We start from the raw sequence: 13,765 nt of genomic DNA, 5'->3' as shown, positions 1-13,765 counted from the left end.
GCGACCGGGTGGGGAGGCGTGGCGAGACAGATGCAGCGCTTGAACGGCCTGGCCGCCCCCACCCGGCGTCGGCCTGACGGCCTCAGCCCCCCTCCCCTGAAGGGGAGGGAGAATTCTGGTTCAGCTGAACTCGGCTTCCAGGTCGGCCAGGCGGGCGGCTTGATCCTCGGCGATCAGGGCGTTCAGCAGGGGGTCGATGTCGCCTTCCATGATCTGGGGCAGGCTGTGCAGGGTCAGGTTGATGCGGTGGTCGCTGACCCGGCCTTGCGGATAATTGTAGGTGCGAATGCGCTCGGAGCGGTCGCCCGAACCGACCTGAGACTTGCGCGTGTCCGAGCGGGCCAGGTCCTTGGCCTGCCGCTGCATGTCGTAGAGCCGCACCCGCAGGTTCTTCATCGCCTTGTCGCGGTTGACGTGCTGGGACTTCTCCGACGACGTCACCATGATGCCGGTGGGCAGGTGGGTGATGCGCACGGCGGAGTCGGTCGTGTTGACGTGCTGGCCGCCGCTGCCCGACGACCGATAGGTGTCGATGCGGATGTCCTTGTCGTGGATCTCGATCTCGACGTCCTCGACCTCGGGCAGGACGGCGACCGTCGCCGCCGAGGTGTGGATGCGACCTTGCGACTCGGTCGCCGGCACGCGCTGGACCCGGTGGACGCCGCTCTCAAACTTCAGTCGGCCGAACACGCCCTCGCCGGTGACGGTGGCGATGATTTCCTTGAAGCCGCCCGCGTCGCCCTCGGTCATGCTGTCGACCTCGACCCGCCAGCCGCGCGACTGGGCGTAGCGCGAATACATGCGGAACAGGTCGCCGGCGAAGATGGCCGCCTCGTCCCCGCCGGTGCCGGCGCGCACTTCCAGCACCGCCGAGGCGTTTTCGTCGGCGTCGCGGGGGGCCAGCAGCAGGGCGACCTCGCGCTCCAGCTCAGGCAGGCGCGTGTTCAGGGCGTCCAGTTCGTCGGCGGCCATGGCGGCCATTTCGGGGTCCGAGGCCATGGCCTGCAGGTCCTCGACCTCGGCGCGGGCGCGGGCCAGGGTCTGGACGGCGTCGGCCACCGGCTTCAACTCGGCGTACTCTTTCGACAGGCGCACGATCTCGGCGCCGTCCGAGGCCGCGCCCATGCGCGCCTCCACCTGGTGGAAGCGGTCGAGCACCTGATCGAGCCGGGCCTGGGGCAGTCGCAAGGGAGCGTCCTCTGAAGGAAAAATCGAGCGCGGAGCCTTACCCCCCGGACCGCCCGCTGTCGATGAAAAGGCCGGAACACGCCCAGATGGAGCGATTGTGAACAGCCGTCACAAGCCCGTCAGGACGGTTCCTTCGCACCTGCAAACCTTCTAGCTGCACCGGGGCTGAAACAAGACAGGAGACGGGCATGTTCGATGGAAGCGCTGATTCCACCGCGGGGGCGGACGACAATGTGGCGCGGCTTTGCGCCCTTTACGACGGGCTTCTGGAGCGTTCGGACGCGACGGTGTCGCCCGAAGCCGAGACCGAGCTGAAGGCTCTGGCCAACATCTTCGACCTGGACGCCGAGCGCCCCGTCGCCGAGTTGTGGCCCTATGTGCGCGCCGTCCTGGTGCGGCAGGTCCCAGCCGAAGCGCCCCCCGTCGCCCCGCAAGCCGAGCCCCTGACCGTCCTGCTGGTCGAGGACGACGCCGAGGCCGCCGTCGCCCTGACCGAGGCCCTGGACGCCGCCGGACACCGCGTGGTCGGCCCCTTCCACAGCGCCGAGGCCGCCGAGGCGGCGACCGCCCTGCATCCGATCGACGTGGCCCTGCTGGACATCAACCTGTCGGGCGAGGCGACCGGGGTCGATCTGGCCCGCAGCCTGAAGGCGCGCTGGGGCGTGCCGGTCATCTTCCTGTCGGGCGACGTCAGCGCCGCCGCCGCCAACGCCGAACTGGCCGCCGCCATGGTCATCAAACCCTATACCGGGCGCGACGTGCTGGACGCCCTGGCGCGACTGGAGCCCCGACGCTGACGCGGCGCGCCGTTTAGGCCATTGCCAAGCGGGCCGCCGATGCGTCTGATGCCGTCAAAGGGCCGCCCGATGCGGCCCAGAGGGCTGAATGGACACCTTTTTCCTGTTTCTGTTGGTGGGCGTTCTGGCCCAGGCGGTCGATGGCGCCCTGGGCATGGCCTATGGCGTCATCTCGTCCTCGGTGCTGCTGGCGCTGGGCGTGCCCCCGGCCATGGCCTCGGCCAGCGTCCATGCGGCGGAGGTCTTCACCACCGCCGCCTCGGCGGGCAGCCATGCCTGGCACAGGAATGTGGAGTGGCGGCTGTTCCTGCCTTTGGCCGTCGCCGGCGTCATCGGCGGGGTGCTGGGGGCCTATGTCCTGACCGGGATCGACGGCGATGTCATCAAGCCCTTCATCATCGCTTATCTGGCCCTGATCGGGGTCTGGATACTGTGGCGAGCCGGGCATGACATTCCGCATCGGCACCTGCCCGTCTGGATCACCGCCCCGATCGGCGTGGTCGGCGGCTTCCTCGACGCCATCGGCGGGGGCGGCTGGGGTCCTACGGTGTCCTCGACCATGGTCGGCGCCGGGCATGATCCGCGCAAGGCCATCGGCACGGTCAACACCGCCGAGTTCTTCCTGACGGTCGCCGTGTCCGCCACCTTCGTCTGGGCCATAGTGACGGGCCACTGGGAAGAGGCGGGAGCGCTGGAAAACCACGCCGCCGCCGTCGGCGGACTGGTGGTCGGCGGCCTGATCGCCGCGCCCTTCGCCGGGCTGATCGTCAAGAAGGTGCCACGCAAGGTGCTGGCCTATGCGGTTGGTTTCCTGCTGATCTTCCTGGCCGGTTTCCAGGGCCTGCAGCTGGCGGGACTGTTCGGCCGATAGACAAAGGCGGGACCGGCCTGCGCCCGCCCCGCCCCCTTCAGGTCTGTCGCTCGGATCAGCGCGCGGTGTGCGTGCGGAAGCGTTCGATGAAGGCCTTGATGTTCTCGCGGATGGCGTATTCGTTGGCCAGACGCAGGCGTTCCGTACCGACGAAGGCCTCGCCCATCTTGGCGGTGCCGGTGGCTGCGATGGTGTCGTCGAAGATCAGCTTGCCCGAGGCGTCGGTCACTGAATAACGGACGCGACTGGTCACCGACATGTCGAGCCCGACCATCGGTTGCTTCAGTTCCAGCATGGCCGCCGTCAGCGACAGCGGGGCGGTTTCCGTCGCGCCCAGATAGCCGGTGGCCTTGAGCGAGTTTTCCAGCGCCAGGCGGAAGTCGCCGCTGGCGACCTCGGACCACAGCAGGGGATTGGTGTCCGTGCCGCCCGAGACATTGACGATCTTGACCGCCTGATAGCTGACGTCGCCGGCCTTGGCGGCGGCGATGGTCGAGGGCAGGACGGTCATGGCGTCGGGCCGCGCGGCCGAGGCGCAGGCGCCCAGCGACAGCAGGCCGAGCGAGACGGCGACGACGGCGGCGCGGCGGATCATGACGGCGCGGCTCACGGCTGGGCCTGCGAAGCAGCGGCGGCGGGCTTGGCAGCCCCGGCGGGTTCAAGCGTCACAATCAGCGGGTTCGGCGTCAGGTCGTTCAGAGCGCCCGAGGTGGCGTCCACGCCGGCGCCGATCAGGCCGCCGACCAGAACATTGCCCGCCAGAGCCGCGCCGCCGCCGCCCGACATCTTGCTCTCGATGGAGTGGGTCTGCTCGGCATAGCCGTCGCGCGAGATGGTCACGGTGAAAGCGTCCTTGCGCGGCATGCGGAAGGTGCAGGGCGTGGCTTCGCACTGGAAACCGTTGGAGGTCGAGGCGCGAGCGCCGGGCGGGCTGCTCTCGACAGTAAACGGCTGGGTCGTGCCGCGCGTGATCGTGGCGCAGGCCGGCAGGCTGAGGCTCAATCCGGCGAGCGTCAGGGCTTGCACGGCGAAGCGTGCATGACGTTTGGAAATCATGATGATTCCTAGAAGGAAACGGTCCCGCCCCCCCGGCGGACCTGCCCTCAAGGTCGCATCACAATGTTCGTTCGTCAATCACAGACGCGTGACCGACACGACACGGTTTGTCGAACCTCAGACCGGCGTGGTGGCCTGGAAGCTGGGGCGCTGCTCCAGCGCAGCCTGAAGCGCGACCAGATTGGGGCGGCCCGTCTTCCAGTCATAATCAGGATGGCGGAAGCTGACCCAGCTGACGGTGATCCCGGCGCTAAGCACGCCCATGTTGAAATCCTCGGCGGACGGGGCGGCGGCTTCGAGCGCGTCCAGCGACCGGCCCATGTTGAAGGTCCAGCGGTCCATCCACGACGGCGAGCGCTCGGCCTCGGGACGGCGTTTCTCCAGCAGCAGCTTGACGCCCATTTCGAGCGTGGCGTTGGCCAGGGTCTCCAGACGCTTGACGCGCAGGCGCTCGGCGCCGTCGGCGGGCAGCAGGCGCGGGCCGGAACCGATCATGTCCAGATACTCGGCGATCACCGGACTATCGGTCAGCGGCAGGCCGTCCTCGGCGATCAGGGTCGGGACCTGAACCACCGGATTGGTCGCCAGCAGTTCCGGCGCATTGGCGTAGGGGTCGACGGCGATCTCTTCGATGCGGTCGGACAGACCCTTTTCATGGGCGACGATGCGGACCTTGCGGGAGAATGGCGACGGGGTGGTGATGTAGAGTTTCATTTTCGACTCACAGGACGCTTCTTATGGCCTTGGCCTTTAGAGTCATCTGCCCCTATTGCTCAGAACCGACAAGGGCATCAGCGGAGGCGTTTTTTCGTTGGTGGCCAGATGAAGAAGAGCTTGAGAAAAATCCTCTGGCTGATCCAGTCGCTACTGCAGCCGTAGCGTCCTACTGCCCAGAGTGCGAAGGTCTTCTGAGCCTCGTGGTGCAAGGTAAAGACTCGATCCTGCGCCCCATCATGGCCGAAGATGTGCCGTCCAGTGAATGGGGGCACTATCAAGCCGACATCAAACTGGTCGAACAGCATCCCGGCACGCCCACAGTCTCCTTCAGCAGGGCCGTCCCCGAGGAAATTCGTCAGGCCATGCCCGACCTTCTTGAGGACGTGGCTCGTCGTCGAAATGCAGCGGGGAACCTAGCCATCTGCGGCTCGATTCTCGAAGTCGCACTTAGGCACATTGAGGGGGCTGCCAGCCAAAATCCGGAAGTCACGCCGCCCGAATAGATCGCCTACGAAGCAAAGGCGTCATCACTGAAGCTGTCGCTGAATGGGCCCACGTCGTTAGGCTAGATCGGAACGAAGCGGCTCATGAACTGAAAGGCGACCCCGAGCTAGCGTATGCTTACGCGCACTTCCTCAAGATCTTCATCGAAGTAGCATTCGAACTCCCGCACCGCATCAAAGACGTTCAGCAGCATCGACACCAAATGCACCATCGAAAAACTGGCAGATCAAACGCCAGCTAATCTACTCGGCAGCTTGGCGGGAAGCGTCTGCGGCGGCGCGCGCCGCGTCCAGTTCGGCGGCCTTGGCTTCGACCAGTTCGACGATGTGGTCGATCATGCGGTCATTGGCCTGTTTGCCGGCGATCTTGCCGTTCAGATAGACCATGCCCGCGCCCTTGCCGCCGCCGGTGAAGCCGACGTCGGTGTAGAGGGCCTCGCCGGGGCCGTTGACGACGCAGCCGATGATGGACAGCGACATGGCCGTCGAGACGTGGGCCAGCTTCTCTTCCAAAATCGCGACCGTCTCGATGACGTTGAAGCCCTGACGCGCGCAGGACGGACAGGCGATGATGTTCACCCCCCGGTGGCGCAGGCCCAGCGACTTGAGGATGTCGAAGCCGACCTTGATCTCTTCCACCGGATCGGCGGCCAGCGAGACGCGGATGGTGTCGCCGATGCCGGCCCACAGCATGTTGCCCATGCCGATGGCCGACTTGATGGTGCCGGTGCGCAAGGGTCCGGCCTCGGTCACGCCGAGGTGCAGGGGGCAGTCGATGGCCTCGGCCAGCTGCTGATAGGCGGCGACCGTCAGGAAGGGGTCCGACGCCTTCACCGAGATCTTGAACTCGTGGAAGTCCAGGTCCTGCAGGATGCGGGCGTGGTTCAGGGCGCTCTCGACCATGGCGTCGGGACAGGGCTCGCCGTATTTCTCCAGCAGCTCTTTCTCCAGCGACCCGGCGTTGACGCCGATGCGCATGGAGCAGCCGTGGTCGCGGGCGGCCTGGACGACCTCCTTCACACGGTCGATGGAGCCGATGTTGCCCGGGTTGATGCGCAGGCAGGCGGCGCCCGCCTGGGCCGCTTCGACGCCGCGTTTGTAGTGGAAGTGGATGTCGGCCACGAGCGGCACGCGGGCCTCGCGCGCGATGGTCCTGAAGGCCGCCGTCGACTCCTCGTCGGGGCAGGAGACGCGGACGATGTCGGCCCCGGCTTCCTCCAGCTGGCGGATCTGTTCCAGCGTCGCCGCCGCGTCGGTCGTCGGCGTATTGGTCATCGACTGGACGCTGATCGGGGCGTCGCCGCCGACCGGAACCGAGCCGACCATGATCTGGCGGCTCTTGCGGCGCTCGATGTGGCGCCAGGGACGGATGTGGCCGAGTTCGGAACTGCTCATGTCGCGCGGAACATAGGCGAGGAAGGACGGCAAAACCACGACATCAGTCGCGGACCGCGACGATTCATCTCGCGGGCGGCGGCGCCTGGGCGGCGGGCGTTGGTGCGACCGGCGGGGGCGCAGCCGCGAGGGCGGCGGCGGCCTGGGCGGCGCGGGCGCGGGTCTGGGCTTCTGCGGCGGCGGCGGCGCGGGCCTCGGACTGGCGGGCGGCGGCCTGGGCGCGGGCGTTCAGCTGACCCAGCGGCGATGCGGGCGCCGGCAAGGCCCCGCTGTGCTCGCCGTTCAGATAGACGTCAAAGGCCGTCGGGTCCGACACGTCCACCGTGGCCGAGACATTGGGCGGCGCGCGCCAGGCCTCGCCCGCCGCCAGCTGACGCGCGAACAGGATGCGGCCGTCGCCCTGACGCACGACCAGGGTCGCGGGCTTCTTGGCCTGAAGGATGACCTGGGAGGTGATGGCCGAGGCGCCGTAGACCGCCCCGCGCGGGTTGAAGGCCGCCTGGACCGGGGGCGACGGGGCCACGACGGCGTTGGGATCGTCCGGGTCGACGCCCGTCAGCTGTGCCTCAAGACCGGGCGTGATGTAGAGGGCCGGGGTGGTCTGATCCGGCGGGGCGGCGCGCGGCGCGCCCAGATACAAGGCCTTATCGACCTCGGCGTCGGCCGCCTTGGCCCAGTCCTTGGGCACGGCGACCAGGTCGGAGGGATGGGGCGGCTCGATGCGGACCACGCGCTGGAAGACGTTCCAGCCGACGACGGCCAGGATCAGCACGCCCAGCGCGGCCAGAACCTTGGGCGAGGTGCGGCGCACCTGTTGCAGGGCGGCGCCGGTCGGGGCCTGAAGCGGCACCGCGGCTTCCGGGAACTCGCGTTTGAAGCGCTCGACGGCGGTCAGTTCGTCCAGACCGAGCGCGCCCGCATAGGCCCGCACATAGCCCATGGAGAAGATGCGCGACGGCAGGACCGAGAACTCGTTCTGCTCCAGCGCCGTCAGATAGCGCGGATGCACCCGCGTCATGGTCGACAGCTGGGCCATGGAGCGGCCCGAGGCGAGACGGGCCGCGCGCAGGGCCTCGCCCAGCGTCTCGGCGTCCTCGAGGGACGGCGCGTCCTGCCGATCCTGATCCATGCGGGGTTCCGTCAGTGCGGACGCGAACGCGCCCTCCCCTCGCTTAGACGAGGCCTGTGCTGCGGGCAACGCGGGAAAGCGGCCCCGCTTGGATCAGACGATGACGTTCAGCTTGCGCGCCAGGGACTCGATCTCGCCGCGCACCGATCCGGCCGAGGAGCCGAGAAGGACGTTCATGCCGCGACGGGCGGCCGGCAGGTCCGCCGACAGGATCATCCGCTTGACCGGCCCCACCCCCCCCGCCGGGGCGGACAGGCGGGTGTAGCCCAGGGTGATCAGGGCGAAGGCTTCCAGCGGACGACCGGCCAGCTCGCCGCAGACCGAGACCGGCGTGGCGCTATCGGCGCACTTCTGCTGGATTTCGGCCAGGGCGCGCAGGGCCGGGGGCGACAGGGGATCATAGCGGTCCGAGACCAGGGGATTGGTCCGATCCGCGGCGAACATATACTGCAACAGGTCGTTGGTGCCGATGGAGACGAAGTCGGTCAGCGGCAGCAGGGCGTCCAGGTGCCACAGCAGGCTGGGGCATTCGACCATGGCCCCGACCCGCAGCAGGGACGGCAGGGGCCGCCCGCGACGCCGCGCCCAGTCGCATTCGACATCGACCAGTTCGCGCGCGGCGCGGAACTCGTCCACCGTGGCGATCATGGGGAACATGACGCGCAGCTCGCGTCCGGCGGCGGCGGCCAGAAGGGCGCGCACCTGCATCCGCAGCAGGGCCGGACGGTCGAGGCCCAGGCGGATGGCGCGACGGCCCAGGGCCGGGTTCTCTTCGCGCTCATTGTCGAGATAGGGCAGGACCTTGTCGCCGCCGATGTCCAGGGTGCGGAAGGTGACGGGCCGGTCGCCCGCCGCGTCCAGCACCAGCTTGTAGAGCGCCGTCTGGGCGTCCAGACGCGGCAGCTCGTCCGAAACCATGAACTGGAACTCGGTGCGGAACAGGCCGATGCCTTCGGCCCCCGTCGCGTCCAGATTTTCCAGATCGACCGCCAGACCGGCGTTGGTCAGGACGGTGATGCGCGTGCCGTCCTTGGTGATGGCGGGGGTGTCGCGCAGCAGGTCGAACTCGGCGCGGCGCTGTGCGCGCACGGCCATGCGGGTCTGGACCGCCGCCAGCATGTCGGGGCGCGGACGCAGGTAGGCCTCGCCCGTCTCGCCGTCGACGATGACCTGATCGCCCTCGGACAGGCGGTCTCGCAGGCCTTGCAGACGCCCGACGCAAGGGATCTGGAGGGCGCGGGCGACGATGACGGCGTGGCTGGCGGCCGAGCCTTCTTCCAGCAAGAGGCCGCGCAGCTTGTGCCGCGGGTATTCCAGCAGGTCGGCGGGGCCGAGGTTTCTGGCCACCAGAATGGCGTCGTCGGGCAGGTCGCGGTGGCCGGGGTTGTCGCCCGCCAGCACCCGCAGCAGACGGTTGGCCAGGTCCTCAAAGTCGTGCAGGCGTTCGCGGATATAGGGGTCGCGGGCCTTGGCGAAGCGGGCGCGGTGTTCGTTGCGGACGCGGTCGACGGCGGCCTCGGCGGTCAGGCCGGAGCGCACGGCCTCTTCCAGCGAGCGGTTCCAGCCCCGGTCATCGGCGAACATGCGATAGGTTTCCAGCACCTCGAACGAGGTGCCGCCCAGCTTGGTCTGGCCGCCTTCCAGCATGACGTCGATGCCGGCCTTGAGCGCCGACAGGGCCTCAGCCAGGCGTTTTTCCTCGGCGGTCGGGTCATCGGACAGCAGTTGTTCAGGCGCCAGCGGTGCCTCGTGCTGGACCACGACGCCGTAGGCCAGGCCTTCGGCGAACTTCTGACCCTTCAGCCGTTCGGGGCGATGAGGGGCAACCTCGACGTCGCGCAGTTCGTCCTGGGCCAGCAGTTCGCCCGAGGCGACCGTCTCGGCCAGGACCATGGCGATGGTCTGGATGTCCTCGACCTCTTCCTCGTCATAGCGACGGGCGGCGCGGTTCTGGACGACCAGGACGCCGATGGCCCGGCCGCCGCGCAGCAGGGGCGCGCCGAGGAAGGCGTGGAAGGGGTCTTCGCCGGTTTCCGGGCGATAGGAGAAGCTGGGGTGGGACGGGGCGTCCGACAGGCTGATCGGCTGGGCCAGCCGGGCCACCTCGCCGACCAGGCCCTCGCCGGGGCGCAGGCGGGTGTTATGGACGGCCTCGGGGTTCAGGCCTTGCGTGGCGAACAGCTCCAGCTCGCCCGAGGCTCGGCGCAGATAGATGGAGCAGACCTCGGCGACCATGGACTGGGCGATGGTGCGCACCACCATGTCCAGCCGGTCCTGCGCCGGGCCGCCGCCGGCCATGGCTTCGCGGATCTGGCGCAGGAGGTTGCGAGGCCCCCTCGTCGTCAATCCGCCCTTCACCATGTCGCCTCCCGCCTTGCCGCCTATCGATCAGATAGGACGGCCCTCGTGTTCATTCTATAGCGCGTCGAGTCCGTAAGCCGCATGCAGCGCCCGCACGGCCAGTTCGGAATAGGCGTCCTCGATCAGCACGCTGATCTTGATCTCGGAGGTCGAGATGGCCTGGAACTTGACGCCCTTGTCGGCCAAGGCCCGGAACATGGTCTGGGCCACGCCCGCATGGCTGCGCATGCCCACGCCGATGACAGAGATCTTGGCCACGTCAGCGTCGATGCGCAGTTCCTCGAAGCCGAGTTCCGCCTTGGCCGCGGTCATCATCTCGGCGGCGCGCTGGGCGTCGCGGCGGCCCGTCGTGAAGGTCAGGTTCACCGCGCCCTCGGTGCGGGCCTGGCTCTGCACGATCATGTCGACGTTGACGTTGGCCTCGGCCAGACGCGTGAAGACGTCGGCGGGGGCGTCGGTGCGGTCCGCCAGACCCAGCAGCGTGATCCGGGCTTCGTCCCGGCTCATGGTCACGCCGGAAACGATGCGCTTTTCCACGATCTCATCCTCATCACAAATCAGGGTGCCGGCGTTTTCCGGCAGATTTCCATTCTCATCCGGCTCGATGAAGCTGGACAGGACCCGAACCGGGACCTGCTTGGCCATGGCCAGTTCGACCGAGCGGGTCTGCAGCACCTTGGCCCCGAGCGAGGCCATTTCCAGCATCTCCTCGTAGGAGACCTTTTCCAGGCGCCGCGCGCGGCTCTCGATGCGGGGGTCGGTCGTGTAGACGCCGTCCACGTCGGTGTAGATGTCGCAAGGGGCGCCGAGCGCCGCCGCCACCGCCACCGCTGAGGTGTCAGAGCCGCCGCGACCCAGGGTCGTGATGCGGCCGTCGCGGGTGACGCCCTGGAAGCCGGGGACAATGGCGATCTGGCCGCTGTCGACGGCGGCGCCCAGGACATCGCCGGGCACGTCCTCGATGCGGGCGCGGCCATGGGCGTCGTCGGTGATGATGGGGATCTGCCAGCCCATCCAGCTGCGCGCGTTCAGGCCCATGTTGCGCAGGGTCAGGGCCAGAAGGCCCGACGTCACCTGCTCGCCCGAGGCGACCACCACGTCGTATTCGTCGTCCGACAGGGGAAGGCCTGCGGCGGCGGGACCCGCACCGTCGGTCCAGGCCACCAGCTCATTGGTCTTGCCGGCCATGGCGGACACCACCACGGCGATCTGTTTGCCCTTGGCGGCCTCGGCGGCGATAATTCGCGCCGCACGACGAATACGCTCGAGGTCCCCCATGGAGGTCCCCCCGAACTTCATCACCAGTCGTGTCGTTTCGGGCCGCGTCATCGTGCCGTTTCGTCCCCTGCTTGCATGGGCGGCCAAGGCGGTTCATGCCTGCGACCATGTCCGCTTCTAACGACAGCCTTGAGCCGCGCAAACCCCAAAGCGAAGAGGGTTTTTCACCCTTTGCAACCGATCGTGCCGAGGGGCCCAGCATCGATCCTGCTGATGTGGCCCGTTTCTCGGCCCAGGCAGCGGAGTGGTGGGACCCGAAAGGGCCGTTTGCGCCCCTGCATCGCTTCAATCCGGCGCGGCTGAAATTCGTCCGCGACCGCGCCGCCGAGCATTTCGGCCGCGACGTGCGGATCCGTGCGCCCTTCAACGGTCTCAGCCTGATCGACATCGGCTGCGGCGGCGGCCTGATCGCCGAGCCGATGCGGCGCATGGGGTTTGACGTCACGGCGCTGGACGCCTCGTCCGAGAATATCGGCACGGCCCGCGCCCACGCCGAACAGGTCGGCCTCGACATCACCTATCGCGCCGCCACGGTCGAGCAGATGGTGGAGGCAGGCGCCGGCCCCTTCGACGTGGTCCTGACCATGGAGGTGATCGAGCACGTGGCCGATCCAGAGGCCTTCGTCCGCGCCTGCTCCAAGCTGATCAAGCCGGGCGGGATGATGATCGTCGCCACGCTGAACCGCACCTTGAAGGGCCTGCTGCTGGGCAAGGTCGCCGCCGAGTACGTCCTGCGCTGGGTCCCTGCCGGCACCCACGACTGGCGCCAGTTCCTCAAACCCGAGGAACTGCGCGCCATGCTGGACGGCGAGCCCCTGACCGTCACCGGCCCCTACGGGCTGGCCTATGACCCGCTCAACGACCGCTGGAGCGAGGGCGAGGACGTGGACATCAACTACATGATGATGGCCACGCGGGACGCGTGAACGGGTCGCAGCGCATCGTCGTCACCGGCGGACCCGGTTCGGGCAAGACCAGCCTGATCGAGGCCTTGGCGGCGGCGGGCTATGCGACCTCGCCCGAGGCGGGCAGGGCCTGTCCGCCGCCAGCAAGCCATCGGCGGACAGGCCCTGCCCTGGCGCGACCGCGCCCTGTTCGCGGAGTTGATGCTGGACTGCGAACTTGAGGCCTACGCCCGGTTCGAGGGCGCGGCGGGGCCGGTCTTCTTCGACCGGGGCACACCCGACGTGGTCGGCTACCTGAGCCTGTGCGGCCTGCCGATCCCGGCCCATGTCGAGCGGGCTGCGCGCGAGGTGCGCTATGACCGGAGCGTCTTCATCGCCCCGGTCTGGCCCGAGATATTCGCTCAGGACGCCGAGCGCAGACAGGACCTGGACGAGGCGCAGCGCACTTTTGACGCCATGACCGAAGTCTATCCGCGTTTCGGCTATGAGCTGATCGAGTTGCCGAAGGCGTCCGTCGCCGAGCGTATCGCCTTTATGCTGGAGACGATCAGAGCGTCCTGATCATGTAGCGGGCGTCGGCGCCGTAGCTGGCCAGTTTCTCGGCCATGCCGGGCGGGTTCTGGACCACGAAGCCGTTGCGTTCCCAGAAGGCGGCAGCCTCGTTGACGGCGACCAGGGCGATCTCTTTCCAGCCCGCCGCCTTCGACTGTTCCGCCAGACGCTCGACGATGGGCCGGGTGTAGCCGCCGCCGCGCGTGTCGGGGTGGACGGCCAGGTCGTGCAGATAGATGACCTCGGCGTCGTCCGGGACCGCGCCGATCAGGCTGTCCAGCGGCGGAGCGGCGTTGCGCGTCCACGGATAGGCCATCAGATAGCCCATGACGGTTCCGGCGTCGTCGGACAGGACGAAGCAGCCCTCGGGCGCCAGTTGCTGACGCTCGGCGAAGCACTCGCGCGCCTCGAAATGGTCGGGGAAGGACAGGCGGGCGACGCCGACGACGCCGTCGATATCGTCGGGCGTCATCGGCCGCCAGATTAGCCCCCCCTTTGTCAGGTCGGGCAGCGCGCGTTCAGCGGCGCCTTGTTGAATGTCCATTCCGCACTCCGGGTCTCATCGTCATCCGCCCCTTCGATGCGGGCGGCCAGCACATCCCCCGTGCGTTGATAGATGATGCGGTGCGGAAAGTCGTTGGCGGGGTTGGCGAAAACCGCCCGCTGAGGCCCGCTTTCGATCAGGCGGAAGGGCACGGCGGACGCGCCCTCGGGCCGGGCGAAATAGGCCAGACCGCCCTCTGGCCCACCATCAGGCATGGGGCCGATATGGGCGGATTCGAAGCCGCTGCGGCCATTGCGCACAGTCACGGCGGAACCGACGACCAGTCCCAGGCGCGGGTCGCTCCAGGTCTCGGAGGCCTCGCGTCCGTCGGAACAGTCCAGCCAGTAGCCAGCCAGCCAGGACAGGTCGGGCGCGGTTGCCGGAGCCTGCAACAGGGCGGCGGTCATCAGGGCGGTCAGCAGCGACATCAAGGTCTCCCTCCTCGTTTCGACCAGAAGCCTAGGCCGAC

General features: G+C 68.2%; 16 protein-coding genes and 1 pseudogene. 7 read left to right on the top strand and 10 right to left on the bottom strand.

Annotated elements, in window-relative coordinates; genetic code table 11:
* Positions 1 to 120 precede the first annotated feature (120 nt).
* Complete coding sequence (gene prfA, locus DXK21_RS09405; protein ID WP_114817523.1) at positions 121 to 1,188, bottom strand: peptide chain release factor 1; 1,068 nt, start codon at positions 1,186 to 1,188, stop codon at positions 121 to 123.
* Between the two features lie 188 nt (positions 1,189 to 1,376).
* On the opposite strand from prfA, the gene DXK21_RS09400 reads away from it, so the two are divergent.
* Together DXK21_RS09400 and DXK21_RS09395 are read left to right on the top strand one after the other, a co-directional pair.
* Positions 1,377 to 1,985, top strand: a complete 609-nt coding sequence (locus tag DXK21_RS09400) for a response regulator (RefSeq protein ID WP_114817522.1) — start codon at positions 1,377 to 1,379, stop codon at positions 1,983 to 1,985.
* A gap of 88 nt (positions 1,986 to 2,073) precedes the next feature.
* Positions 2,074 to 2,856 carry a sulfite exporter TauE/SafE family protein gene (locus DXK21_RS09395; protein ID WP_114817521.1) on the top strand — a complete coding sequence of 261 codons (783 nt, stop codon included), beginning with the start codon at positions 2,074 to 2,076 and terminating at the stop codon, positions 2,854 to 2,856.
* 55 nt (positions 2,857 to 2,911) lie between these two features.
* On the opposite strand, the gene DXK21_RS09390 is transcribed toward DXK21_RS09395, so the two are convergent.
* From DXK21_RS09390 to DXK21_RS09380, 3 genes are all read right to left on the bottom strand, one after another.
* The gene (locus tag DXK21_RS09390; protein ID WP_162790618.1) at positions 2,912 to 3,466 is read right to left on the bottom strand and encodes a hypothetical protein; all 555 of its coding nucleotides are present in this window, start codon (positions 3,464 to 3,466) and stop codon (positions 2,912 to 2,914) included.
* Positions 3,463 to 3,912 carry a translation initiation factor 2 gene (locus tag DXK21_RS09385; protein WP_114817519.1) on the bottom strand — a complete coding sequence of 150 codons (450 nt, stop codon included), beginning with the start codon at positions 3,910 to 3,912 and terminating at the stop codon, positions 3,463 to 3,465. Before DXK21_RS09385 ends, DXK21_RS09390 begins: the two co-directional genes overlap by 4 nt.
* Positions 3,913 to 4,029: 117 nt before the next feature.
* Entirely contained in the window at positions 4,030 to 4,626 is a 597-nt protein-coding gene (locus DXK21_RS09380; protein WP_114817518.1) for a glutathione S-transferase N-terminal domain-containing protein, read from the bottom strand.
* A gap of 23 nt (positions 4,627 to 4,649) precedes the next feature.
* On the opposite strand from DXK21_RS09380, the gene DXK21_RS16510 reads away from it, so the two are divergent.
* Both DXK21_RS16510 and DXK21_RS17125 read left to right on the top strand, forming a co-directional pair.
* Positions 4,650 to 5,132: a hypothetical protein gene (locus DXK21_RS16510; protein WP_162790617.1), complete on the top strand. Its 483-nt coding sequence runs from the start codon at positions 4,650 to 4,652 to the stop codon at positions 5,130 to 5,132.
* The gene (locus DXK21_RS17125; protein ID WP_114817564.1) at positions 5,129 to 5,374 is read left to right on the top strand and encodes a DUF4145 domain-containing protein; all 246 of its coding nucleotides are present in this window, start codon (positions 5,129 to 5,131) and stop codon (positions 5,372 to 5,374) included. The genes DXK21_RS16510 and DXK21_RS17125 overlap by 4 nt, the downstream gene beginning before the upstream one ends.
* A gap of 1 nt (position 5,375) precedes the next feature.
* On the opposite strand, the gene ispG is transcribed toward DXK21_RS17125, so the two are convergent.
* From ispG to DXK21_RS09350, 4 genes are all read right to left on the bottom strand, one after another.
* Positions 5,376 to 6,527 carry a flavodoxin-dependent (E)-4-hydroxy-3-methylbut-2-enyl-diphosphate synthase gene (gene ispG, locus DXK21_RS09365; protein WP_114817563.1) on the bottom strand — a complete coding sequence of 384 codons (1,152 nt, stop codon included), beginning with the start codon at positions 6,525 to 6,527 and terminating at the stop codon, positions 5,376 to 5,378.
* Positions 6,528 to 6,591: 64 nt separating this feature from the next.
* Positions 6,592 to 7,656 carry a helix-turn-helix domain-containing protein gene (locus DXK21_RS09360; protein ID WP_114817516.1) on the bottom strand — a complete coding sequence of 355 codons (1,065 nt, stop codon included), beginning with the start codon at positions 7,654 to 7,656 and terminating at the stop codon, positions 6,592 to 6,594.
* 93 nt (positions 7,657 to 7,749) lie between these two features.
* Positions 7,750 to 10,017, bottom strand: coding sequence for a phosphoenolpyruvate--protein phosphotransferase (ptsP, locus tag DXK21_RS09355; protein ID WP_114817515.1), 2,268 nt, complete (start codon positions 10,015 to 10,017; stop codon positions 7,750 to 7,752).
* 54 nt (positions 10,018 to 10,071) lie between these two features.
* Positions 10,072 to 11,346, bottom strand: a complete 1,275-nt coding sequence (locus tag DXK21_RS09350; protein ID WP_114817514.1) for an aspartate kinase — start codon at positions 11,344 to 11,346, stop codon at positions 10,072 to 10,074.
* A 56-nt stretch (positions 11,347 to 11,402) separates the two neighbouring features.
* On the opposite strand from DXK21_RS09350, the gene ubiG reads away from it, so the two are divergent.
* From ubiG to DXK21_RS09340, 3 genes and pseudogenes are all read left to right on the top strand, one after another.
* Positions 11,403 to 12,221, top strand: a complete 819-nt coding sequence (gene ubiG / locus DXK21_RS09345) for a bifunctional 2-polyprenyl-6-hydroxyphenol methylase/3-demethylubiquinol 3-O-methyltransferase UbiG (RefSeq protein WP_114817562.1) — start codon at positions 11,403 to 11,405, stop codon at positions 12,219 to 12,221.
* Positions 12,218 to 12,286: pseudogene (locus tag DXK21_RS17100) on the top strand (AAA family ATPase); the annotation flags it as partial. The gene ubiG and the pseudogene DXK21_RS17100, both read left to right, overlap by 4 nt.
* A gap of 16 nt (positions 12,287 to 12,302) precedes the next feature.
* Positions 12,303 to 12,761: an AAA family ATPase gene (locus DXK21_RS09340; protein ID WP_281269030.1), complete on the top strand. Its 459-nt coding sequence runs from the start codon at positions 12,303 to 12,305 to the stop codon at positions 12,759 to 12,761.
* Here the strand turns inward: DXK21_RS09340 and DXK21_RS09335 are convergent.
* Both DXK21_RS09335 and DXK21_RS09330 read right to left on the bottom strand, forming a co-directional pair.
* A complete protein-coding gene (locus DXK21_RS09335; protein WP_114817513.1) occupies positions 12,748 to 13,296 on the bottom strand; it encodes a GNAT family N-acetyltransferase in 549 nt (182 codons plus the stop codon). The two genes, DXK21_RS09340 and DXK21_RS09335, sit on opposite strands and share 14 nt — an antisense overlap.
* On the bottom strand, positions 13,251 to 13,724 hold the full coding sequence (locus tag DXK21_RS09330; RefSeq protein ID WP_114817561.1) for a DUF6265 family protein: 474 nt from the start codon (positions 13,722 to 13,724) through the stop codon (positions 13,251 to 13,253). Before DXK21_RS09330 ends, DXK21_RS09335 begins: the two co-directional genes overlap by 46 nt.
* Positions 13,725 to 13,765 lie beyond the last annotated feature (41 nt).

Origin of the sequence: Brevundimonas bullata (assembly GCF_003350205.1) — a bacterium.
In the GTDB taxonomy this organism is placed as follows: Bacteria; Pseudomonadota; Alphaproteobacteria; order Caulobacterales; family Caulobacteraceae; genus Brevundimonas; species Brevundimonas bullata.
The sequence above is the reverse complement of the archived record's forward strand: the minus strand, read 5'-3'. Positions and strand labels throughout refer to the sequence as shown.

Bases quoted from the DNA above. Each gene is read 5' to 3' on its own strand.
- DXK21_RS09385 (WP_114817519.1), bottom strand. From the start codon at position 3,912: ATGATTTCCAAACGTCATGCACGCTTCGCCGTGCAAGCCCTGACGCTC.
- ispG (WP_114817563.1), bottom strand. From the start codon at position 6,527: ATGAGCAGTTCCGAACTCGGCCACATCCGTCCCTGGCGCCACATCGAG.
- DXK21_RS09360 (WP_114817516.1), bottom strand. From the start codon at position 7,656: ATGGATCAGGATCGGCAGGACGCGCCGTCCCTCGAGGACGCCGAGACG.
- DXK21_RS09330 (WP_114817561.1), bottom strand. From the start codon at position 13,724: ATGTCGCTGCTGACCGCCCTGATGACCGCCGCCCTGTTGCAGGCTCCG.
- DXK21_RS16510 (WP_162790617.1), top strand. From the start codon at position 4,650: ATGGCCTTGGCCTTTAGAGTCATCTGCCCCTATTGCTCAGAACCGACA.
- DXK21_RS09340 (WP_281269030.1), top strand. From the start codon at position 12,303: ATGCGACCTCGCCCGAGGCGGGCAGGGCCTGTCCGCCGCCAGCAAGCC.
- ptsP (WP_114817515.1), bottom strand. From the start codon at position 10,017: ATGGTGAAGGGCGGATTGACGACGAGGGGGCCTCGCAACCTCCTGCGC.
- DXK21_RS09400 (WP_114817522.1), top strand. From the start codon at position 1,377: ATGTTCGATGGAAGCGCTGATTCCACCGCGGGGGCGGACGACAATGTG.
- DXK21_RS09380 (WP_114817518.1), bottom strand. From the start codon at position 4,626: ATGAAACTCTACATCACCACCCCGTCGCCATTCTCCCGCAAGGTCCGC.
- ubiG (WP_114817562.1), top strand. From the start codon at position 11,403: ATGTCCGCTTCTAACGACAGCCTTGAGCCGCGCAAACCCCAAAGCGAA.
- DXK21_RS09335 (WP_114817513.1), bottom strand. From the start codon at position 13,296: ATGGACATTCAACAAGGCGCCGCTGAACGCGCGCTGCCCGACCTGACA.
- DXK21_RS09350 (WP_114817514.1), bottom strand. From the start codon at position 11,346: ATGACGCGGCCCGAAACGACACGACTGGTGATGAAGTTCGGGGGGACC.
- DXK21_RS09395 (WP_114817521.1), top strand. From the start codon at position 2,074: ATGGACACCTTTTTCCTGTTTCTGTTGGTGGGCGTTCTGGCCCAGGCG.